This window comes from Flavobacterium sp. MMS24-S5 (assembly GCF_050320125.1).
Taxonomy (GTDB): Bacteria; Bacteroidota; Bacteroidia; order Flavobacteriales; family Flavobacteriaceae; genus Flavobacterium; species Flavobacterium tyrosinilyticum.
Genome location: NZ_CP190016.1, coordinates 326,454 through 348,423, shown reverse-complemented (window position 1 = coordinate 348,423; position 21,970 = coordinate 326,454). Strand labels below are relative to the sequence as shown.

Annotated in this window: 17 protein-coding genes and 2 pseudogenes; 8 read left to right on the top strand and 11 right to left on the bottom strand. The window is 40.8% G+C overall.

What is annotated here, in order from left to right; all coding sequences use genetic code 11:
• Positions 1–19 precede the first annotated feature (19 nt).
• Together ACPWTF_RS01630 and ACPWTF_RS01625 are read left to right on the top strand one after the other, a co-directional pair.
• Entirely contained in the window at positions 20–1,396 is a 1,377-nt protein-coding gene (locus ACPWTF_RS01630; RefSeq protein ID WP_427874118.1) for a xanthine dehydrogenase family protein molybdopterin-binding subunit, read from the top strand.
• Positions 1,353–2,255: a xanthine dehydrogenase family protein molybdopterin-binding subunit gene (locus ACPWTF_RS01625; protein ID WP_427874117.1), complete on the top strand. Its 903-nt coding sequence runs from the start codon at positions 1,353–1,355 to the stop codon at positions 2,253–2,255. Before ACPWTF_RS01630 ends, ACPWTF_RS01625 begins: the two co-directional genes overlap by 44 nt.
• Positions 2,256–2,353: 98 nt before the next feature.
• Here ACPWTF_RS01625 and ACPWTF_RS01620 read toward each other — a convergent pair whose 3' ends face one another.
• From ACPWTF_RS01620 to ACPWTF_RS01595, 6 genes and pseudogenes are all read right to left on the bottom strand, one after another.
• Positions 2,354–2,560, bottom strand: a complete 207-nt coding sequence (locus ACPWTF_RS01620; protein WP_427874116.1) for an SDR family oxidoreductase — start codon at positions 2,558–2,560, stop codon at positions 2,354–2,356.
• Between the two features lie 19 nt (positions 2,561–2,579).
• Positions 2,580–3,359: an SDR family NAD(P)-dependent oxidoreductase gene (locus ACPWTF_RS01615; RefSeq protein WP_427874115.1), complete on the bottom strand. Its 780-nt coding sequence runs from the start codon at positions 3,357–3,359 to the stop codon at positions 2,580–2,582.
• Between the two features lie 129 nt (positions 3,360–3,488).
• Entirely contained in the window at positions 3,489–5,066 is a 1,578-nt protein-coding gene (locus ACPWTF_RS01610) for an FAD-dependent oxidoreductase (RefSeq protein ID WP_427874114.1), read from the bottom strand.
• Positions 5,067–5,282: 216 nt separating this feature from the next.
• Positions 5,283–5,514 (bottom strand): annotated as a pseudogene (locus ACPWTF_RS01605) (ferritin-like domain-containing protein); the annotation flags it as partial.
• An 80-nt stretch (positions 5,515–5,594) separates the two neighbouring features.
• A complete protein-coding gene (locus ACPWTF_RS01600) occupies positions 5,595–6,044 on the bottom strand; it encodes a hypothetical protein (RefSeq protein WP_427874113.1) in 450 nt (149 codons plus the stop codon).
• On the bottom strand, positions 6,022–6,552 hold the full coding sequence (locus ACPWTF_RS01595) for a hypothetical protein (protein WP_427874112.1): 531 nt from the start codon (positions 6,550–6,552) through the stop codon (positions 6,022–6,024). The genes ACPWTF_RS01600 and ACPWTF_RS01595 overlap by 23 nt, the downstream gene beginning before the upstream one ends.
• Before the next feature lie 174 nt (positions 6,553–6,726).
• Here ACPWTF_RS01595 and ACPWTF_RS01590 point away from each other — a divergent pair, with 174 nt between their 5' ends.
• Together ACPWTF_RS01590 and ACPWTF_RS01585 are read left to right on the top strand one after the other, a co-directional pair.
• On the top strand, positions 6,727–7,881 hold the full coding sequence (locus tag ACPWTF_RS01590) for a PAS domain-containing protein (protein ID WP_427874111.1): 1,155 nt from the start codon (positions 6,727–6,729) through the stop codon (positions 7,879–7,881).
• A gap of 202 nt (positions 7,882–8,083) precedes the next feature.
• Complete coding sequence (locus ACPWTF_RS01585; protein WP_379799528.1) at positions 8,084–8,743, top strand: IS1 family transposase; 660 nt, start codon at positions 8,084–8,086, stop codon at positions 8,741–8,743.
• A gap of 454 nt (positions 8,744–9,197) precedes the next feature.
• On the opposite strand, the gene ACPWTF_RS01580 is transcribed toward ACPWTF_RS01585, so the two are convergent.
• Positions 9,198–9,956 (bottom strand): SDR family oxidoreductase, encoded by a 759-nt coding sequence (locus ACPWTF_RS01580; protein ID WP_379799533.1) that lies wholly within the window; start codon positions 9,954–9,956, stop codon positions 9,198–9,200.
• Positions 9,957–10,188: 232 nt separating this feature from the next.
• A complete protein-coding gene (locus ACPWTF_RS01575) occupies positions 10,189–12,372 on the bottom strand; it encodes a hypothetical protein (protein WP_427874110.1) in 2,184 nt (727 codons plus the stop codon).
• A 505-nt stretch (positions 12,373–12,877) separates the two neighbouring features.
• Between ACPWTF_RS01575 and ACPWTF_RS01570 the strand changes: the two are divergent.
• Positions 12,878–13,492, top strand: a pseudogene (locus tag ACPWTF_RS01570) (ferritin-like domain-containing protein).
• A gap of 344 nt (positions 13,493–13,836) precedes the next feature.
• On the opposite strand, the gene ACPWTF_RS01565 reads toward ACPWTF_RS01570, so the two are convergent.
• From ACPWTF_RS01565 to ACPWTF_RS01555, 3 genes are all read right to left on the bottom strand, one after another.
• Positions 13,837–14,070 (bottom strand): hypothetical protein, encoded by a 234-nt coding sequence (locus ACPWTF_RS01565; protein ID WP_427874109.1) that lies wholly within the window; start codon positions 14,068–14,070, stop codon positions 13,837–13,839.
• Positions 14,071–14,108: 38 nt separating this feature from the next.
• Positions 14,109–14,897: an exodeoxyribonuclease III gene (locus tag ACPWTF_RS01560; RefSeq protein ID WP_427874108.1), complete on the bottom strand. Its 789-nt coding sequence runs from the start codon at positions 14,895–14,897 to the stop codon at positions 14,109–14,111.
• A gap of 343 nt (positions 14,898–15,240) precedes the next feature.
• Positions 15,241–15,720 carry a hypothetical protein gene (locus tag ACPWTF_RS01555; RefSeq protein WP_379799545.1) on the bottom strand — a complete coding sequence of 160 codons (480 nt, stop codon included), beginning with the start codon at positions 15,718–15,720 and terminating at the stop codon, positions 15,241–15,243.
• A 1,126-nt stretch (positions 15,721–16,846) separates the two neighbouring features.
• Between ACPWTF_RS01555 and ACPWTF_RS01550 the strand changes: the two genes are divergently transcribed.
• From ACPWTF_RS01550 to ACPWTF_RS01540, 3 genes are all read left to right on the top strand, one after another.
• Positions 16,847–17,299 carry an Hsp20/alpha crystallin family protein gene (locus ACPWTF_RS01550; RefSeq protein WP_379799946.1) on the top strand — a complete coding sequence of 151 codons (453 nt, stop codon included), beginning with the start codon at positions 16,847–16,849 and terminating at the stop codon, positions 17,297–17,299.
• A gap of 238 nt (positions 17,300–17,537) precedes the next feature.
• On the top strand, positions 17,538–18,560 hold the full coding sequence (locus tag ACPWTF_RS01545) for a cation:proton antiporter (RefSeq protein ID WP_427874107.1): 1,023 nt from the start codon (positions 17,538–17,540) through the stop codon (positions 18,558–18,560).
• Between the two features lie 603 nt (positions 18,561–19,163).
• On the top strand, positions 19,164–21,635 hold the full coding sequence (locus tag ACPWTF_RS01540) for a T9SS type A sorting domain-containing protein (RefSeq protein WP_427874106.1): 2,472 nt from the start codon (positions 19,164–19,166) through the stop codon (positions 21,633–21,635).
• Positions 21,636–21,970 lie beyond the last annotated feature (335 nt).

Sequence of the window (21,970 nt, the reverse complement as noted above, 5' to 3'; positions counted from 1 at the left end):
AAATTAAAACTTTAAAAAAATGACAAAATTACCCTCAATAGGAAAATCGATCAGCAGACTGGAAGGCCGTTTAAAAGTTACAGGAACTGCGAAGTATGCAGGAGAATATGAAGCTTCTGAACTCCTTTATGGTTATGTGGTAAACAGCACGATTACAAGAGGTAAAATCAAGATTATTGACACGACAGATGCAAAAGCACTGGAAGGCGTGATTGAAATCTTCACTCATGAAAACAGGCCTTCAACTGCGTGGTTTGATTTGCAATATGCAGATATGGATGCTCCGCCTGGAACGGTTTTCAAACCTTTAAAAGATAATACAATTAAATACAACGGTCAGCCCATTGCATTGGTTGTAGCAGAAACTTTTGAAATGGCACGTTATGCTGCCACTCAGATTAAACTGGCTTATGTTGAAGAAAAATTCGAAACTGACTTAGAATCTAATATCGATAAAGCTAGAACGCCAAAAAAAGGAATGGCTTCTATGCTGAAACCTCCGCCGCCTAAACCGACAGGGGATTTCGAGAAAGCCTACGAAAGCTCTTTTGTGCAGAGTTCGGGAGAATTCAAACATGGTACGGAACATCATAATCCGATGGAAATGTTTGCCACAACTGTGATTTATGAAGGTAAAAACAGACTTAAAATTTATGATAAAACCCAAGGGACTGTTAATTCTCAAATGTACGTGGCAAACGTTTTTGGATTAAAAATGAAAAACGTTCAGGTGATTGCACCTTTTGTCGGCGGTGCTTTTGGATCTGGACTACGTCCGCAGTACCAGCTTTTTATGGCCGTTATGGCGTCACTTGCCTTAAAACGAAATGTCCGCGTTACTTTAGACAGGGCGCAGATGTTCACTTTTGGGCACAGGCCGCCGACAGTCCAGTACACGAAATTTGGAGCTGATGAAACAGGGAAATTAAACGCCGTATATCACAAGGCAATAGGAGAAACTTCGCAGTTTGAAGATTATACAGAAATTGTGGTAAACTGGGCTGGCATGCTATATCCTGCTGAAAATACGCTACTCGAGCATAGACTCGTTCCGTTGGATGTTTATTCTCCGCTGGATATGCGCGCTCCTGGGGGAAGCACCGGCATGCATGCCGTTGAGGCTACGATGGATGATCTGGCCTATAAGCTGAACATTGACCCTGTTGAATTTCGTCTTATTAATTACGCTGAAAAAGATAAAAGCTCTGGGAAAGAATACTCCAGTAAAGAACTAAGAAAATGTTATCTGCAGGGTGCGGCAAAATTTGGATGGGAGAAAAGAAGTCCCGAGCCCCGAAGCATGAAGCGAGGAAATAAACTGGTCGGATACGGAATGGCGACTGGCATCTGGGATGCCAACAGAATTCTGCCGCGCCCAAGCGATTATGACAAGTGACGGGAAGGTTGAAATTAAAAGTGCTGTTACTGATATTGGAACAGGAACAATGACTGTCATGACTCAGATTGCTTCAGATGAATTGGGGCTTCCGTTAGAAGATATTACTTTTTCCTTTGCCGACAGCAGCATGCCATTTGCACCGATACAGGGCGGTTCGTTTACTACCGCCACAGTAGGGTCAGCTGTTCAGGCAGCCTGTAGGGCACTAAATAAAGAATTATTTAAAAAAGCTAAAAGAGATAAGAACTCTGGTCTTGGTGCTGCCTCGTTTGAGGATGTTGTTTTCAGCGACGGCTTTGTGTTTTTGAAAAATAGTGCAGAAGTGAAATACAGCGTGCAGGAAATTTTTGCTGCCAACGGCGGAAAAGAAATTAAGACAACCAATAGTTCAATGCCTAATCCGCTTACATACGGAAAAAAGGTGAAACTCGTTCACAGTGCTGTTTTTGTTGAGGTGGAAGTAGATGAGGAACTGGGGATTATTGAAGTCACCAGAGCAGTTACAGCCGTTGCAGCTGGTAAGATTATTAATCCTAAAACAGCAGAGAGCCAGATTTTAGGAGGAATGATCTGGGGCGTAAGTAAAGCCCTGCATGAAGAAACAATACTGGATAATCAGTTTGGAAAATATATGAATCCCAATCTGGCAGAATATCACATTCCTGTTCACGCAGATATTCATGATCTGGATGTTATTTTTGTAGAAGAAGAGGATGATTTTGTAAACGCTTTAGGCGTGAAAGGGGTTGGAGAGATTGGAGTAGTAGGAATGCCTCCTGCAATTGCAAATGCGATTTTTCATGCAACAGGAAAACGGATTAATGACCTGCCGATTCATTTTGACAAGCTTTTATAAATAACGGAATTATGAAGATGTCTTTAGCAATAAAAAAACTCAGCAGTTTGTACTGTTGAGGTTTTTTTATACGTAATAAATCTATAGCTTTTTTTCGATTACGGATTCCCTTCACCACCGCTCGAACCGTATATCTGGCCTGTTGCATAACTCGCATCTTCAGCGGCAAGCTGTACATAAATAGAGGCAAGTTCAGCTGGCTGTCCAGGTCTTCCCATTGGAGTCTGTGAACCAAATTCTTTGAGTTTTTCCATAGTTGCACCGCCGCTTACCTGAAGCGCTGTCCATACAGGACCTGGAGCCACACCATTAACCCGGATTCCTTTAGGTTCCGAGCTGTTTCGCCAGTGATTTTATATAATTTGTTGTGGCAGCTTTAGTCTGAGCGTAATCATACAAATCTTCTGTTGGAGCATAAGCCTGTACCGAACTGGTTCCGATGATGGATGAGCCCGGCTTGAGATAAGGAAGAGCGGCTTTAATTATCCAGAAAGGAGCATAAATATTGGTTTTCATTGTCCAGTCAAATTCTTCTGAAGAAATATCTAAAATGGACTCATGTGTCTGCTGTCTGGCGGCATTGTTTACTACTATGTCAAGTCCGCCAAGTTCTTCGGCAGCCTGCTTGACAAGCGCTATGCAGAATGCTTCGTCACGGAGATCTCCGGGAATGGCAACAGCCTTTCTTCCTGCAGCTTCAATCAGATGGATTACTTCCTTAGCATCTTCTTCTTCAGTTGGATAATAATTTATGGCAACATCTGCACCTTCTCTTGCATAAGCAATAGCGGCAGCTCTCCCCATACCGGAATCGCCTCCCGTAATAAGTGCTTTACGGCCTTTTAAACGTCCAGTTCCTTTATAACTTTCTTCACCGTGATCCGGTCTCGGATCCATTTTACTGACAAGTCCCGGCCATGGCTGTGATTGCTCATTGAATGGCGGAACTGCATATTTAGTAGTCGGATCCTGTATTTCAGTAGCATTGCTACTTTGTTCTGCGGCTGGATTTACAGTATTTCCGGCATTTAGAGCGCTTTCTCCAAGTGCAGGCGCTACAGCTGTCAGCTCAGCGTTGTGCGGTATATTGTTTTTATTTTCCATAATAATCGGATTTATAATTTATTTTTTTCACTGTTTTATCAAAAATTGATAATAATTCAAATTTAGGTCATGGCTTTGCAGCTGGTATTATAGAATTGCCTCTTTATGCTGCAAAATTTAATTTGAACACTATTTAACATCTATTGGTTTTAAATTGGTCTGAGCTGGCCCGTTGGTGACAGTTCCGTCAGAGGCAAATCGGGAACCATGGCACGGACAGTCAAAAGATTTTTCATCATTATTCCAATGGACAATACAGCCTAAATGGGGACAGACAGCAGAAAAAGCTTTCAGCGAGTCGTCATAGTCACGGTACACCGCAATTTTTTTTAAGCCTTTCGTAATGACACCGCCTTCTCCCGCGCGAACATCAGCCGTATTTTTCAAATCAGAAGAAGAAATCCAGTCCAGATACTGGGAAGCCATATTTACGGCTTCTTTTGCAAAGTCAAGAGTTGTTTTCAGCGTAATTCGAGAAGGGCTGTACAGATCTTCCCATTTATTTTTAATGCCCATAATGGCATCAGTAATAATGGCAGCGCCAATAGTGGCATGCGTCATCCCGTTTCCTGAATCTCCTGTAATGATATAAATATTCTCATCTCCGGGATTTTTTCCCATAAATCCCAATGAATCTACAGGCTCCATTACCTGTCCCGACCATCTGTATGTAATGTCTTCCAATATAGGGAAATAAGTGCGCGTCCACTCTTCCAGTTTTTCATATCGCTCAGGCTCCGCAATATTTTCCTGATCGGATTGGCCTGTTTTATGGTCTTCACCGCCTGAAATGAGCAGATCGTAATTCTCATCGAAATTTTCCACCCGTACATAATGGTAAGGCTGGGAAACCCATTTGGAATCCGCATCTCCCGTATCCCACCAGAGAGCATAAGGAAGCTTTCCTTTAGGGATTTTACCGGCTATAACATAAGTCCTGTAAGCGGCCTGTTTGGTATGCACGGTAACCAGATCGTTAATTGGGGAGTTGGTTGCCACTACGATATGGTCTGCCGTAAATTTGTGATTATTGACAAGAGCGCCTTCCTTTGTAATCTGTTCTGCATGCGATTGCGTGTAAATGCGGCCTCCCAAAGATACTACAGCAGCTGCGAGTCCGTCAAGATAGCGCAGTATATGAAATTGGGCCTGGTTGTAAAATGCTAAACAGGATGTCTGGTCTCCATTGCATATCGAAGGAGTGCTTTTTAAAAGACCGATATTAAGTCCTGCATTTTGTGTGGCTTCAAATTCTTTCTGCAGATTTTTTTCGTCGTCGCTGGGATGAAGGAACAGATAGCCGTTGACTCTTTTAAAGGAACAGTCTATATTTAAATCATTGACATTTTTCTCAATGGCGGCAATGGCTGCAGTATGGCTTTCAGCGGCCAATTTAGCGCCTTCTTCTCCGAAGGTATCTTCGAGAAAATAATAACGGTCATCCAGTGCGCTCGTAAGATGCGCCGTTGTACGTCCCGTTTCGCCGCTGCCTATAAAACCATCTTCTGCCAACACCACTTTTTTTCCTTGTTTGACTAAATTATAAGCAGTTGTAAGTCCCGCTATACCTCCGCCGATGATGAGAACTTCAGTATGTGCATCACCAGTGGGTTTTTCAAATGCAGTAATAGGAGCAGAATCAATCCAGAATGAAACATTCTCGCCCGAAGAGATGCTCCCATCATTTAATTTATCTTGATTTTCCATTTTTGTATTTTTTAGAATTGACTTTTGAAGTATTGCTGTTTAAAGTTAAACATTTGATTGTAAATGGTTTTATAGCTTTAAACGAGGGCGTTATATCATTGCCAGTTAACTGGATTATAAAACTTTGTCTGCAGTGAATGTAAAAGCCCCAGCACAGTAATAACTTAGTGGCTGGGGCTTATAATTCATACATTCTTTTTGAAATATGCTATTATATTATTCTGCTGCCGCAGTATTTACAGCATTCAGCGCTACGTCATTTAGCAGACAATCGGCTTCTTTTTCCTCAGCAAGAGTCTGCTTTAGCAACTTTGCCGCATCATTATCGCCAAGTGTTTTGGCAAATGCAGCAAGAGTTCCATCAGTGGCAATCTCATAATGTTCGATTTTTTTGTGAAGCCGCAATAATTCCGGCATCTCGAACCGGTTCAGGCTGCGTTTCTTCCAATGTCTTTACGGTTTTGGAGCTCGCAAAATTACAGCTTGGCTAAAGGATTCAAATTCATATTGTTTTGAATGTGCCGGAACTTAATTTTCTATTTCCATGCCTTCGGCAACAAGCCGGAACAGCGGTTCGTATTTCTGTATGTGAATATCCAGGTTGTGATTCAGGGCAACCGGGCCAATACTGCCCTGAAGGCAGTACAGTTTCTGTTTATCAGTGCACATAAACTGGAGCATGCGCACTTTCATTTTTTTTAAAGCTAGTTCCAGAGTCTCTTCGATTTCAACCATCATTCCGGGCATGCCGTCAATTTTGATATTTTCAGTCCGAATGAGCCTGCTTTGCGGGGGTATCATTTCTGAGACAGAGTGTTCGGTAAGAATCATGTTTTGATCTTCTTCAGAAAGTTCATATATTACGATAAGTATTTTTTCGTTTCCTTTGCCGTCGAAGCTGGTGAACTCTTGGACAGTTCCGGGCATCTCTGCTTCATCCGCCGCTCTCCAGCTTTTAGGTATGGGAAGCCTGAGCACTGCGTCTTCTGCTTTTGGATAGTTCGTCTGTGCTGAAGTTTATGATATGCCCATCGGTAACTTCCTCATGCGGCGCATCATGATAGGCAAAAGAGATAATGCCTTTTGGAACAGCGGCATTACTGCTGAATGCTATTTTGTCCTTGACCTGCTCCAGAAAACTTCCGGCATATTCTTTCTTTTCAATGGGGTTTTTCAGCTGTTCGTTAATAAGAGAATCGACATGCTTCTCCACAGCATTAAATTGAGAATCGTTGAGCTCCTGCTGCAGAAAATCTTCTATATTTCTTTCAGCCCTGCCAAAAACAGGATGCGCATTTTTCTGCAGTTCACTGACTTGTTTTGTAAATGATGGGAACTGTCCGGCCACTTTTTTCAGGGCGGCATTCTGTCCTTTTAAATAAGCGTATGTTTCAATGGCAAGCTGCACTTTTTCGGAGGGATAGCGTGTTTGCGAGCAGCAGTGCACGGCAGACAGGCAGTAAATAAAAAGCAACATGGTTTTCATTGTGTTATTCTGTTTTTTAATTTACATTCCATAGGATAATTACTTACAAAAAAAACAAAAATAATGGAGGGACTGGAATGTCGTTTATATCATTTCTTTATCTTGTTATAAAATTTTCATCTGATTTCTGAAAGATGTAAAAAATCTGGATCAAAATTCTGAAATCAAAGATTTGTGCTGCTGTCAGAATTGGAGAACTGTGAAAATTGCCTTATCTTCGATGCACCAAATCAATTAGAAGTGTATTTAGAAGACCCAGTGCCAGAACATCTATTTTTAACCAATGGAGGAGAAACAGGATCCATGATGGCAAAGCGGGACTGGAGCAGTTCGCCTTTGGGAGCTGTAGAGCAATGGCCTGAGAGGTTTCGAGCCACACTTGCAATAATGCTTTCTTCCCCTGTTCCCCTGTTTGTAGTGTGGGGTAAGGCAGCCGCTTTTTTTTACAATGATGCCTTTCGTCCTTTTCTTGGGGACAGCAGCGCACAGCCTGACTATCTGGGAAAAGAATTCAATAAAGCACTGCCTTCAGAATGGAGATCAGTTTCTGATTCATTAGCGGAGATATTGAAAGGCGGCTCAGTTAAATCAGAGTCAAACATTGTGCTTTCTCTCAATAGAAGCGGAAAAGCCCATCAGGCTTACATTACTATCGGATACAGCATAATTTCAAGTCAGAGCAATGGCATTGAGGGGGTTTTCGCGACCTGCATTGAAAATTCGGCCGTAATCCCTGATATAATAGCATCTAATTCTGTGAGATCGCAGCTTAACAGCGTTTTAATGCAGTCCAATGCCGGAATTGCGCAGGCCGATATAAAAGGGCGCGTGGTGGAAGTGAACGACCGCTACTGCCAGATGCTGGGCTACAGCCGCGAAGAAATACTGAAAATGAATTTGGGCGAACTCACGCATCCCGATGATCTGGATCGGAATATGAAAATGCTTCAGGACTGCATGGAAAATGGAAATGACTTTTTGATAACGAAGCGCTACGTGTGCGGCGACGGATCCATAATCTGGGTCAACAACAGCATTTCGATAGTCATGGATGGGCATGGGCAGAAATACATTACCGCAATAGCCATTGATATTACTGCAGAAAAAGAAAAAGAAGAGAAGCTTTTGGCCAGTGAGGCCGATCTGCAGCTTTTGAGAGATACGGTGCCGGCGATGATTTTCTATCTCGATCAGCACCAGAGATATGTTACATATAATACGGTTTTTAAAGACTGGTTTTCGATCCAGGGTGAAGAAGCAGTCGGGAAGACAGTCAGGGAGTTTCTGGGGAAGCAGCTTACGCCAAAACATTTCCTCATCTCGAAATAGCTTACGCAGGACAGCAGGAGAAATATGGGTAGTGTTACAGATTAGGTGTTTTGATAACATACGCGTGTAACTAACTGAAAAAGAATATTGAAATTAAATTATTGAATAGAAAAGAGACGGCCAGCAGGTCGTCTCTTTCGTTTTTTGTCTTTTAATAAGCTTCAAAATGCTTTTGCCTTACCTTAGTGTTTCAAATTAGGTCATGAAAATAAAATGTAATTTTTGCAATGGTAAATGCATAAAGAATGGATTTCAATCTAACGGTAATCAGCGTTATAAATGTACTATTTGTCAAAAACGACAGCAGATTACCTATAGATATAACGCTTACAAAGGAGATATCAATCAGGAAATAGTGCTGTTGACCAAAGAAGGTTTGGGAATAAGGAGCACGGCAAGAATACTGAAAATATCAACGACAACCTTATTGAAAAGAATTGTCTGCATTGCGAGGAATATAACAAGACCAATTGTCAGCAGAGGCAAAACTTACGAAGTAGATGAACTGTGCACTTATATCAGACACAAGAAAAATTATATCTGGCTGGTTTATGCTTTGGAAAAGAATTCTAAAAATGTGGTTAGTTTTAATGTTGGCAAACGAACCAATAAAACTCTGAATCGTGTTTTGGAAACTCTGAAATTGGCAGAAGCAAAAAAGATATTTACGGACAGGCTTAAAAACTACAGGTATTTGATTGATAAGAAAATGCATTCAGTAAAACGTTTCGGGACAAATCATATTGAAAGAAAGAATCTGACACTGAGAACACATCTGAAAAGGCTCAACAGACGTACAATCTGTTTTAGCAGAAGTTTAGCTGTTTTTACTGCTGTTTTGAAGATTTATTTTTGGATTTGAATTTGAGTCTTTTATTTGACTAAACAGGATTCGAACCAATTTTCCCTGAAAACACTGGTGGTTTTTATTTAAAAAAAATGAAACGAGATTTTTCGAACCACAAAAAAAGCCTAAGAAATCTAGATTTCTCAGACTTTACCTTTTTTATAGTAGCGGGAACGGGACTCGAACCTGATAACGAAATTGAATGAATAAAATAAAATAAAAACAGCCTTCAATATAGTTTTACATCTTAGATTTTGATTTTACTGGATTCTTGATTGTTCAAAATTTCTTGTGCCATGATTATGCCACAAAACTTAAGAAGGAAAAAAATCTATTAAACTCGCCTTAGATTTTTGTGGCACTTCTGGAGGCAACTCCAGTATTCTAGTACTTATTAAAAAACTGTATCTGTATCCATAAAATATATATTTACGGATCTTTATCAAAAGCTTGAATAAATGTATTTCTATTAAATGATCTGCAGGTGCGGACGGATCTGCATCGTAACGATATCGCATCTTTTTGGCTGCGAGAGACAAAACAAAGTGCTCATTGCAATATCGTAAGCTTCCAGCATCTCCAGTTTTTCGACTTTCTCGTGCTGTACTTTCTTCGGATCGGTTTGCATGTCGCTTGACACAGCGCCCGGTTCAATAAGGGTAACCTTGATGCCCAGTGGATTAAGTTCCTTTCGCAGTGAGGTGCTGAATCCGCGAATGGCTGTTTTTGTGGCTACATAAATGGTGCTTTCCGCCGTGCGGCTCTCCGCGCTCATTGACCCGATATTGATGATATGTCCTGATTTGTGTTTTTTCATTCGTGCAGCAGCTGCCTGGGCAAAGGCAAGATAACCGGTAATGTTGGTATCAATCGCGTATTTGTAATCCTCATAAGTTTCCTCTGTTAGTCCCGGGGCTGCAACGGCCGCATTATTGATTAGGATGTCTATTCCACCGAGCTTGGTATCTGCTATTGAAAGTATTTTGTCAATGTCCTCCTTTTTGGTAACATCGGCGGGAGTGCCGTAAAGTTCACTGTCCGGGAACTGCTTTTTTATATCTGCAACGGCTTTTTCAAAATCTTCCTTGTCCCTTCCAAAAATAAGTACGCGCCCGCCGAGAGAAACCAAGACGTCGGCAATTGCTTTTCCTATTCCGGTTGTTCCCCCCGTTATAACTATTTTTTTATCCTTGATGTTCTGCCCAAAGTAATTTGTTAATTTTTCCATGTTTTTTTTTTATAGTTATTATTTCCTATTCTGTCCGCATACCAAATTGAAATGTCACGGTAATACAGTGTCTTAGTATGAAAATTAGTCCGCAAATCTGGTATTATCTATGCCATTTTACTATAGGCAGATGCGCATATTAAAAAAAAAAACCGTATTTGCGATCATCCTTTCCTGTAGATCTTTATGTTCATTTTCCACATTCTGAGCCTTTAAACTGCAGGATCAAGAATTACCACTGAATTTTTATGGTACCCCGACCTGAAATTTTATACTCGTGTATATTCGCATCTGCTGTAAAAGGTTTTTGTGTTTGCTTATCCTGAAAGACCTCCATTTTAATGCTGCTGTTTTTAATTTTTATAATTTTCAAATTGCAGTTCAAGTCTTTATCACCATCTAATTTTATGGTGACTGTATTTCCCCTTTTACTTTGGTGAATAATGGGATAATCAACAAAAAGCAGAAACTCACCGCCAATTTTGATGTACTGTCTTGGCACGACACCAAAGGCCATTCCGGCGCCATAGACTTCCTGGCCTACTTGGCCGCTTTTCTCCCAGCCGTTATATAAATCTTCTAAAGGAACCCACAAATCTGCCTGTATTTCTCCTGTTTTGACTTGTTCCGACAGCATTTCTTTTGGCAGCAGCGGGGGATAATAAAAGGCAATTCTGCCGATAGCGTATTTGACGAATTCGGCAATCAATGTTTTTACAGCTGGTAAAATTGCCACATCTCGCGCCTGAATCAGATATTCTGATAAAGCGGCATAGACTTCCAATTCTTCATAGGCAGCCGTATATGGCGCATCATTTAAAGGAAATATGGAGAAGAAATTGGTGTAATTTTTGCCAAACCCGTATCTGCAGTCATAAAGCTGAATGTTTTTAAACAATCCCGCCAGACAGACATAACTTAAATCGAGATATAGCTTTTTATTGGTGATTTTGAACAATTCCAATAAAGCGCCGGCTGCAAAAGCAGTATTATTGGCCTGATATAGAATGTTCAATCCAAGGTCTTCCAGTTTCTTTGCTGCTTTTTCTGCTTCATTAAGGTAGCATTTTTCCTTGGTTATCTTAAAAAGCAGCAGCATCAAGTGCGCGTATGCACCAGGAACATCCCTTTCTCCGCCGGCTCCGGGAGCCGTTTCTTTTTTGATGACCTCAAGGGTTTCCATATTATAAAATACCGGCCACTCATAATTAAAATGATGTGCCGTCTTTATAACATATTCGATTGAATCCAGCACCAGTTTCTCTGCAGTTTTGTCGCCCTGTAAAGCAAGTCTTGCCAGATTCATCAATGGATGGTGCAGATACCAGGAATCCATCACCATTTCTTTTTTCTGCTCTTCTGATTCGTCCAGCTTGTCGGTCATTGAGGGAAGCCAGCGGTTAATGCAGTTTATTTTTTTATCATAGAATGCAGAAAGCCCCTTTATTAGATCTTCGCAGACAGGCTGTTTTTCCCCGCTCCATTTTTCATATTCTTTCAATGGAGCCAGTACTGCAAGCTGTACCATGCTTTCTGGCGGCGTTTCATAATCGCATAAATAGGCATTTAAATACGAAAGGCCATCTTTTTGCGTCCATGCACCTTTATTTTGGGTTAGATCTGCTATAACTTTTTGGGCAATATCAGGCCAGTGATTATATTCAATTATGGGCTGATGCAGGACTTTATAAATTTTTACGAGATTGTTTAAAAAGTACTCACAAATTGTGGCTGCTTCTTCAAATATCTCAGCATGAAAAATAATATAAGCATCTGAAATGATGAAAGCCCTGTCCGGCGGCAGAGGAAGCTTATCAGTTATTGGAAGCTGAAAACCGATTTCTGGCCAGTTTCCCCCGACTGTATTTTTGGATTCTGTTTTCGTGGATTCACAGTAGTCGGATAAGGAGGTAAGGTTTTGAAAATAAAAAAATGAGCCTGTCTGCGGTTTTGTTATGCTTGCAAACAGCAGTCCTGAACGGGATCCGAATTGTTCCATGTGAATTTTGCCGGCAGTATTGGCTATATTTCCATTCTGTGTCAGCGGAATTATATCACGCGGCCAAAACGGCATCATCAGCGGAACGTTTGCTGTAAAAGAGGTCGTATAATGTAAGACTGGAGTTACTGTATCGGGAAAATCCACACGCACTTCGTAATTCCCAAGCCTTGAATTCAACAAAATAATAACGCTGTCCTGATCATCAAAAAGATTGGAAACTTCAAAACAGCTGTTCATGGCAAACGCAGCCCTGAAGGCTATCTGCCCGCTGCCAGGAAGAACCGCCACAATCCAAAGCGAATCGCCCGTGTTGTAAAATTGATAGGTGTAGGCAAGAACTTTTCTTTCTAAAAGTATTTCACTATTTTCAATATCTGCGTGTGCAGTTGCGCTCCAAGGTGTAATTGTATTCATTATGATCATTTTTAATTTATACAAAAGCCAGTTGATAATTTATGGACGATGTGGCTGCAATTCCACAGCCTATATGGGATTAGGCTTTTGCTCAAGAGTATTACACTCTTTGCTGCTTTTCCCAGCCAGAGCGGAAGCAAATAAATGAATAAGCCGTATTTTTGTAAAGATTCCTCTGTCATCAGATTGATTTACAGCAAATTTCTGCAAAATGTCGCCATTTTTTCTTATATAATTTATACAAGTTTTTATAGATTTTCCGCACTGCATGAAAAAGTTAATCATATTATAGCCGTTTTTTCTAAACAGTTTGACAAGGCAGTGAATAAAAATTCGTGAGCAGCATTTCATGCGCTCACATGCGGTAACGCATAAAAGTTATGCGCTTCATCATCGCAATTTCCTGCATTTCAATATTTAAATGCTGTAAGAATTGGTTGGAAAGCTGTAAGGCATCGTTGGCACGCTCATTGTAAATTTGGCTTATTAACTAAAAAAAATAATTATGAAAACTGCAATAAAAAAAACAGCTGACTCAAAAAGCAAAACCGGAGCCGCATCGGCTAAATCCACCGCCGCTAAGACGTCTTCAAAAGGAACTGTAAAAGCCAAATCTTCTGCTGCAGAAGGCCTCAGAGAATTATTTGTGGATTCTCTGAAAGATATTTACTGGGCTGAAAAGGCGCTGGTTAAAGCACTTCCTAAAATGGCCAAAAATGCGACTTCTGAAAATCTGATCAGCGCTATCAATGAGCATCTATTGGTAACTCAGGAGCAGGTTGCAAGACTTGAAAAAGTTTTTACATCGGTAGGCGAGAAGGCGGCGGCTAAAAAGTGCGACGCCATGGAAGGACTTATCAAAGAGGGAGAAAGCATTATGGAGGAAACTGAAAAATGACCCGTAAGAGATGCCGGAATTATTGCCGCATCACAAAAAATTGAGCATTACGAAATTGCGAGCTACGGCACGCTGGCTGCCTTTGCTGCAACGCTGGGAGAGGATGATGCGGTGCTGCTGCTGGAGAAAACCTTGTCTGAAGAAAAACAGGCGGATGTGACACTGACGGAAGCTGCTTATAATACGATCAACTTCGATGCTAAAGAAGAAGATCAAAAATAATTTCAAATTGCAATTCCAAGATTAGATTTGCTTTTTTAAGGAACCTGTACCGTTTTCTTATGGTGCAGGTTTTTTTTTTAGGCCTTTGCGTAAAAGTAGTCCGTGTCGACGCTAATTTTGCCATTTTTGCCGTCATGGCGGCTGGTAAGCCTGTTGCCCAATCAGTTGGGATCCAGCGAATACAAGGGATAAGAATTTAAATGATGCAATCTGCCGCTGCTCTGTATTTTCTGTATGGATCCGCCACGCCAGTGCCTGCAATAATTGCATTTTCAATGGATAGGCTGGATGGGGCCACGAGTTGTTTTCACGTAATAAATAGAGCAGCCAATAACCGGGAGCTGCTAGTCAATGCCTTTTATTTTGGATCGGGCAAATTCATCCAGCATATCCTGGGTAGAACGTTCCGCATCCCTTGCGATCAGGGGAGATTCCAAAAGATAATTATCCACGTAATCCAAAACTGTTTTTTCGGTCTGGCCCAGCCTTTTGATATCATCAGGCTCTGTGGAAGCGTTATATGCACATTCCATGTGCGCTTTCAGATCTTTTTCGAACTGCTTTATTAAATCTTCCATAGGATTTGTTTCTTATGGTAAAAGGTTACTTTTTAGTTTCAGTAATCTCTCTTACAGAGGATCAATTTCAATCCATACCGGAGCGTGGTCACTGGTTTTTTCCCATCCGCGCACGTGGCGGTCACCGAGGCTGATTTCAGTTTTTTAGCTACTTGAGGGCTCAAGAGGAAATGGTCGATCCGAAGCCCTGCATTGCGGGTGTAGGCATTTCTGAAATAGTCCCAGAAGGTGTAGATGACCTCATCGGGATATAAGCTGCGGATGGCATCAGTCCATCCCTGTGCGGCAAGCTCAGCAAATGATTTTCGGACCTCGGGCAGGAAAAGCGCATCTTTTACCCAGCGTTCGGGCTTATAAACATCAAGCTCTGCGGGCATCACATTGAAATCTCCCGCAAGTATGACCGGGGTGTTTAAACTCAACAGTATAGCGGCCCGCTTGGCCAGCCTCTTAAACCACAGCATTTTATATTCGAGTTTAGGGCCAGGCGCCGGATTGCCGTTGGGCAGGTAAAGACAGGCAATTACAATGCCGCCTATCAGCACTTCTATATACCTGCTCTGGCTGTCGTCCTCATCTCCTGGAAGCGTTCGTGTTATTTCCTCAATTTCCATGTTACGTGCCAGTATGGCCACGCCATTCCATTGCTTCTGCCCGTGCCAGACGGCATTGTAGCCTGCATCATTAATGGCTTTTAGCGGGAATTTGCCCTGCGGTGCCTTGAGCTCCTGCAGGCAAACAACATCGGGAGCTGTTTCCTCCAGCCAACGGAGAAGGACATTAAGCCTCCCATTAACCCCGTTTACATTATAAGTAGCTATTTTCATGTAGTTTGCGTATTGATTGGGATGCATTTAAAAAAGATGCTTTTCGCGATAGCGGGCGCTTTTATCTATGTATGTATGTTTACGGGTCAGCTTAAAAGTCATTGACTGCCACAACTATATAATGCGCATATTTTGATGCAGCATTTTATTTAGTATGTAATATAAATTTTTAAGGCATTTGCTTTTGAATTCAAATTACAGGATGAAATTTCTTCAAGAAGAAAATGGGCAGGTGCGCTTGCCTGTCATTGGAGGAGGCGGCTTAACGCGGTTGTGCGAATTATTGCACCGCGGTAAAGCGGATTATTCCCAGGACTGCATAAAAAAAAACGTTATCAAGGTTTTAAAATTTTCGCTGCGAAGGTTTGTTCCTGCCGGGCGCGCCATTACCTGTTGCATTTCTGATGATTTCGTCTTCTTTAAGCTCTTCATTTCCAAGCTGCCCGATTTCGAATTCCCTGTTTATGGGATTATCAAGATCAGGCTCAATTGTTTGAAAGGCGCCGTTTTCACGCTCCTTGTTTCCAGCAGTGCCAATGTCAGTTTCAAAACCTTCAGAGGGATCATTTTCTATAAGATCCTCTTCAATGTCCTTCTCGGTAATGTCTTTGGATTCACTGTCCGATTCGTTGTCAAGATTCTCTGAATCATAAGGGTTGCTGATCTCACTGGTGCTCAGATCATCTGCGTCAGCCGGTTCAGTATTGTCTGCAATGGGATTCGCTGAAGAGAGGGAAGCTTTCTGCAGCTGCTTGCCTGGGTCTGTATTCTGAAAATTCTTGTCATCCTGACCGTAATTTTCATGTTTATCTGCCTTCATCATTTTATATTTTTAAATTGACTTTTCAATGTCGTTTTCAATAAGCGACCGTTCACCAGTTGTTCCGCGGCTTTTTGTCGTTTTATTTCTCCTTTAACAAAAGTAAAGAGGATAGGCAGTTTTTTTTTTACAGAATAATGGATTCGATTTATAAAATAGCTATCACACAGACAGGCAGATAGATGCAGCATTGCAAAACAAAATGCTGCAGGCATTGTTATTCAAATGCAAGCTGATAAGCTGGGAAAGCTCTAAAGCCATTTTGGAGATCCGTACAATAATGTCCCTCGCTCTTTATTATTGCTTCACCAGGGGCTGCATTGTGTACTGTAATAAAAGGTCTGATAGTAGTTTTCACTCTTTTCATCTTAAATTAAAATTAAAATTAAATGATGCACTAGTGCTATAGAGTGTGAAAATAATAAATAGCACTGCAGGTTTTACATTGCTGATAATAAAGCAGATTTGGCAGAAATAGCTATAGTTAGTTAGTTAGTTAGTTAGTTAGTTAGTTAGTTAGTTAGTTAGTTAGTTAGTTAGTTAGTTAGTTAGTTAGTTAGTTAGTTAGTTAGTTAGTTAGTTAGTTAGTTAGTTAGTTAGTTAGTTAGTTAGTTAGTTAGCTTTGTGTTTATTTTATTTTTGTTTTGACCGGCGATTGTGGAGTTGCGAAAAGAGTGTGGTTGATTTTACTATCAGATGTATTTGATAGTTGTCAAATTGCGAATAATTTAATTTGATTTGTTTGGTGCTGGTTCGAGTCCTCTTGCCGCTAATAAGTAAAGGACTTATCTTTTTTAAAGATAGTTCGTTTATGTCTTTTCAACAAGAACAAAGTTTTACCATACAATAAGAAAATGATTCGCAAATCCTTTTAAGTGACCTTGGCGGGTTTCGAACCAGTGCTTTTCGCTGGAGATTTGAGCCTTCTGCTGTAAAGCTTTGTTTGTTTGTTTGTTTGTTTGTTTGTTTGTTTGTTTCAAAAGCTACGGTAAAACTGACATTTTTTCGCCCATGAAAACTGAAAAATTGTCATTTTTTTTCTCTGGCATAATTTTGGTTTTTTTGTCCCTGGCACTGCAAAGGCAGTGTATGTTCAAAAATATTGTATAACAATTAAAAGTAAAATGTTATGAATCTTATCAAAAGAAATGCAAACCAGCATCGTGGCCTGCCGCATACGTTTTTTGATGACGTTTTTGGCCGCGAGCTTTTCAATTGGGAAAACAAAAATTTTTCTACAACAAGCACCACCCTGCCATCGGTAAACATTAGAGAGACTGCAGAGCATTTTGAAGTCGAAGTGGCTGCTCCCGGCCTGGAGAAAGCCGATTTCAAAGTTACCCTTGACGGAAACCTGCTGACTATTTCTTCGGAAAAGGAAAATAAGCAGACCATCGAGCAGGAGAATTTTACCCGCAGGGAATTCAGCTACCAGTCGTTCCAGAGAAGCTTTGAGCTGCCTAAAAATGTGGTGGACGAAGAAAAGATAAGCGCCCGCTATGTGAATGGCCTGCTTCATCTTTCCATACCCAAAAAAGAGCAAGCGAAGCAGAAGCCGCCTAGAATGATTGAAATCGCCTAATTTTTAATCGATTATTTTACCTTTTTTTATTTTAAAGCTGCCCCGAGGGGCAGCTTTAATCATTGCAAAAAGCTATAATCATGTTTTCGGACTTATTTTCTGCCCTGGTTGTGCTCTGCTTTGCTGTGCTGTTCCTGATACTGGTGCTGCGCCGCTTCAGACAGCCGTATTTTATTGCCTATATAGCTGCGGGCGTGCTTTTGGGCCAAAACTGCTGAATACAATTCCTGATCCTGAAATGGTCGCGGAATTGGGCGAAATCGGCATTGTTCTTCTGATGTTTTCCATTGGAACCGAGATAGACCTGCACCATTTAAGCCAGCATTTCTGCAGGCCCTTTGCAATAGCGCTGGTCCAGATCCTCTTAAGCGCCTTATGCATGTATGCCTTGGGAATGCAGTTGGGATGGCCAGCCAGCAGGATTATATTATTATCTTTTATCATAAGCCTCAGCAGTTCGGCCATTGTATTTCAGTACTTGCAGAGAACCGGCGAGATTAAAAGCCAATTGGGCATCATAACATGCGGTGTGCTGCTGATGCAGGACATGCTGGTTGTGCCCATGGTCTTATCGCTAAATTTTATTTCAGGCAGCAATGCCTCTTTTTTTGAGCTTGCCAAGGTCTGCATAGGCGGCATGCTCATACTGCTTTTTTTGCGGTCAGCCGTCAATAGGAGGATTTTTAATATTCCCATGAGAAGAGAGCTTGTTGCCGACCATGATCTGCAGGTATTCATCGGCTTCTGCATATGTTTTGGGATGGCTTGGTTTAGTTTCTGGTTTGGGCTCTCGCCAGCCTTTGGGGCCTTTGCAGCAGGAATTGTGATCGGGCAGGATAAGGCGACGCGCTGGCTTGGAAAATCGCTGATTCCCTTTAGGGTCTTTTTTATGGCATTTTTTTTTCTGGCCATAGGGCTGCAGCTTGATGTTGGGTTTTTTGCAGCCAATGCCGGCACAATTGTCTTGGTGGCTGTAAGCGTTCTGATAATCAATAGCTTGATCAATAGCCTGCTTTTTAAGCTAAGCGGAAACAGCTGGAGGGACAGCATATATGCCGGTGCGCTATTGTCGCAGATTGGCGAATTCAGCTTTGTGCTGCTTACGCTTGCCGCTTCTCTTGGGCTGGTTGGAGATTACATGCGTCAGATTACTCTTGCAGTGATTACCTCCACCATGCTTCTGTCAAGCATCTGGCTGGCCATCATACAGAAGCTGATCTATAAGCTGCCTGCCAAAGGACTGAACTGGCCAACTGATTGATGGCTCAAACCTCTTTAGGATTGCAGGACAGCATTGCGATAAAGCCTGAAAGCTCTCAGAAATGAGGGCTTTTTTTATTTTTAGTTAGTTTCTTTTTTGATTGTTTTTAGTTTTTTTGATTTGGGCCGGCGATGGTGGAGGCTGGTTTGGGTGAAAATTTTTTTAAAGTGCAGGCTATTTTTGAATATGCCGTAAAAGAGCTAATGAGCTACTAGTGGGACAGGAGTTGGATGTTCAATAGTACAGTTTCGAACCTAAGTTTCTTGGATATTGGTTTTGCCGGCTTTCTGTTTTCAAAAAACTCAATGTGCCGCGATTTGCCGCAAAACTTTGAAATTAGAGATGTCTTTAAAAAACAGCCTTAAATTTTGTTGCAGATATAGTATTGCGTTCAATCAAAAGGACTCTCAGATAATAGCCAATTGTTGAAGGCAGTTGTGTATATGCGCAGCTGGCTCATGATGAATATTTTGTAAGGTATTATTTTATAAAAAAAAAGAAAGGTGTTTTTTGAAATCATAAAGATTGTATATTTGGACTCAAATTTTAATGCCCAAATAAAAAAAGTATAATAAGCCTATGAGAAAAATTTTACAATTATTAATGCTGGCTTTAACAGTATGTGGTTTCGCCCAGGATGGATCTTTAGATTCAAGTTTTAATCCTCCCACAGGAGCTAAGAATGGAGATGTAAAGGCGGCATCGATACAATCAGACGGAAAAATTCTGGTTGGAGGCGATTTTACGCTTATAAATAATGCAAGTTCTAATAAATTAGCGCGGCTAAATGCAGATGGAACCATTGATGTAACATTTAATTTGGGTTCAGGATTTAACAATAGCGTTAATGGAATCAGTACTCAGTCTGATGGGAAAATTTTAGTTGCCGGCAATTTTACGGCGTATAACGGAATTTTAAAGAATAGAATTATCAGGTTAAATATTGATGGAACTGTTGATTCGACCTTTGAGATTGGTGCGGGATTCAACAATACAGTCAACGGAGTAAATATCCAATCCGACGGAAAGATAGTAGTTTTTGGCAATTTCACAACATATAACGGAATTTCAAAAAATAGGATTATAAGGTTAAATACAGATGGAACTGTTGATTCAGCATTTAATCCGACGGCAGGAGCAAATAATAGTATTAATTCATGTGCCGTACAATCTGATGGTAAAATTATAATAGGAGGAGATTTTGGAGCATTTAATGGAGTTGCAAGAACCAGACTGGCAAGGCTGAATGCGGACGGATCCTTAGATGCCGCATTTATTTCTGGCATCACCTCTTATATGTCTAACAGTATAAAAACAGTCTGCATACAGCCAGACGGAAAAATAATAATTGGCGGTAATTTTAATTCTTATAATGGCACGCTTGCTAATTATATAGCAAGATTAAATTCTGACAGCACATTGGATGCCACATTCAGCATAGGTGATGGCTTCGACTCTTCTGTAAATTCTATCGCTATTCAAGCTGATGGAAAATTAGTTGTCGCGGGAAATTTTTCCGCATATAATGGAACTTATTCTCAGCGGGTAGTCCGATTAAATATGGATGGGGCAATAGATTCGCCTTTCAGCTCAAGAAGCAATTTTGGAACTGATGGATCGGTTAACGCTATCGCAATCCAATCCAATGGAAGAATAATGATCGGAGGTTCTTTTTCAAAATGTAATAATTTCTCACGAAACAGGATAGCAAGTTTAGACAGTAACGGCAACATTGATAATGGTATTTATCCTTTCTTCGAGAATGGCATTTCCGCTGATGGCCATGTGAGGGCTGTCGCTGTGCAGCCAGACGGAAAGATACTTATAGGCGGAGGATTTTTAACTTATAGAGGCATATCCCGCAAAAGTATTGCAAGATTAAACCCTGACGGAACGCTTGATGCTGCTTTTAATGTCGGTACAGGAGCTGATGGCCTAGTAAAAAAGATTGTAGTGGCGCCAAATAATAAAATTATTATTGCGGGAGATTTTAAAAGTTACAATGGCGCAGCGGCTAATGGCGTAGTGCAGCTAAATGCTGATGGAACTTTAGACACTGCTTTTAACGCCGGTGGCTCTGGCGCTAACAATATGGTCAATGCCCTTGCACTGCAGGCGGATGGGAAAATCATTATTGGAGGAACTTTCAGCATGGTCAACGGAACCCCAAGAAACCTATTGGCCAGACTAAATGCAAATGGCACATTAGATGCTTCTTTTATCCCTAAATTAACGGCGGGAAATGTCTGGACCATTTCAGTGCAGGCGGATGGCAAAATCGTTATTGCAGGACTGCTGCTGCAATATAATTATGCGGGCAATGGGGAAATTCTAAGACTAAATGCCAACGGAAGTTTAGATACGATTTTTAATCTTGGCGGGGTAGGCACTGATTATTTTGTCTATTCCAGTGCAGTACAAACTGATGGCAAAATTATTTTAGGCGGTTCGTTCAGCAAATTTAATAATATTCCCGCCAAAGGAGTAGTTCGTCTTAATGCCAACGGAAGTTTAGACTCCTCATTCAAGGTTCCTGAATTATATGGAAATGTTACTATCAATGACATTGCAATTCAGAATGATGGAAAAATTATTTTGGGCGGATCTTTCGATTCATTTGGCGCCGCTGTTGGCAATAGCATAATGCGAATAGATATGGACGGCACTTTAGATCCTGCTTTCGCAACAGGCACAGGATTCGCTTACATTTCAGCGCTGGCTTTGCAAAAGGACGGCAAATTGCTGGTTGGAGGAAATTATGTTTCTTATAATGGCAGCAGTGATGTAAAATATATTGCACGATTGAATAGTTCAAACAATTTAAGTATAGAACATTTTATTACTGATATTAAAATTAATGCATATCCCAACCCGGTAACTGATTACCTTAAGTTCAATGTTCAAAACAATGTCAATATCTCAGGGTTTGAAGTATTCGACGTCACAGGAAAAAAAATTGATTCGAATATTCTTAGCACAAATTTTATAGATGTTAAAAATTACCTCGCAGGGATTTATTTCCTTCGAATAAAAACAGATAGCGGTATTTTGGCTTGTAAATTCATAAAAAAATAATTGGGTTTCAGGCGTCGCTGCTAGATATATAATAGCCGATCTACTCAAGTCAAAAAAATGCAAGAATCTATGATGAAGGGTCAGAAACTAAAAAAGAATTCAGAGCAGGCCTTATTGCTTCGTCAATTTTAGTGTTTGCTCTAATAATATGGCCAGGAAATAAAATAGATGCTTGACAAGATGATTTCATTAGAGAAACCGTAATCCTCCGGTCAAAGCCGGTAGTGTTTCAAAGTTAGTGATAGGAGATTTTGAAATTCTAACCTTTTGAAATTGAATAAATTTTAGAAATAAATAATTTAAAGATGAGCGGCAATGCTCATCTTTTTTGTTTT

Excerpts from the sequence above, each read along its gene's own strand:
- ACPWTF_RS01630 (WP_427874118.1), top strand. The coding sequence starts at position 20 with ATGACAAAATTACCCTCAATAGGAAAATCGATCAGCAGACTGGAAGGC.
- ACPWTF_RS01625 (WP_427874117.1), top strand. The coding sequence starts at position 1,353 with ATGCCAACAGAATTCTGCCGCGCCCAAGCGATTATGACAAGTGACGGG.
- ACPWTF_RS01615 (WP_427874115.1), bottom strand. The coding sequence starts at position 3,359 with ATGGAAAATAAAAACAATATACCGCACAACGCTGAGCTGACAGCTGTA.
- ACPWTF_RS01610 (WP_427874114.1), bottom strand. The coding sequence starts at position 5,066 with ATGGAAAATCAAGATAAATTAAATGATGGGAGCATCTCTTCGGGCGAG.
- ACPWTF_RS01595 (WP_427874112.1), bottom strand. The coding sequence starts at position 6,552 with ATGAAAACCATGTTGCTTTTTATTTACTGCCTGTCTGCCGTGCACTGC.
- ACPWTF_RS01585 (WP_379799528.1), top strand. The coding sequence starts at position 8,084 with ATGAAAATAAAATGTAATTTTTGCAATGGTAAATGCATAAAGAATGGA.
- ACPWTF_RS01580 (WP_379799533.1), bottom strand. The coding sequence starts at position 9,956 with ATGGAAAAATTAACAAATTACTTTGGGCAGAACATCAAGGATAAAAAA.
- ACPWTF_RS01575 (WP_427874110.1), bottom strand. The coding sequence starts at position 12,372 with ATGAATACAATTACACCTTGGAGCGCAACTGCACACGCAGATATTGAA.
- ACPWTF_RS01565 (WP_427874109.1), bottom strand. The coding sequence starts at position 14,070 with ATGGAAGATTTAATAAAGCAGTTCGAAAAAGATCTGAAAGCGCACATG.
- ACPWTF_RS01560 (WP_427874108.1), bottom strand. The coding sequence starts at position 14,897 with ATGAAAATAGCTACTTATAATGTAAACGGGGTTAATGGGAGGCTTAAT.
- ACPWTF_RS01555 (WP_379799545.1), bottom strand. The coding sequence starts at position 15,720 with ATGATGAAGGCAGATAAACATGAAAATTACGGTCAGGATGACAAGAAT.
- ACPWTF_RS01550 (WP_379799946.1), top strand. The coding sequence starts at position 16,847 with ATGAATCTTATCAAAAGAAATGCAAACCAGCATCGTGGCCTGCCGCAT.
- ACPWTF_RS01545 (WP_427874107.1), top strand. The coding sequence starts at position 17,538 with ATGGTCGCGGAATTGGGCGAAATCGGCATTGTTCTTCTGATGTTTTCC.
- ACPWTF_RS01540 (WP_427874106.1), top strand. The coding sequence starts at position 19,164 with ATGCTGGCTTTAACAGTATGTGGTTTCGCCCAGGATGGATCTTTAGAT.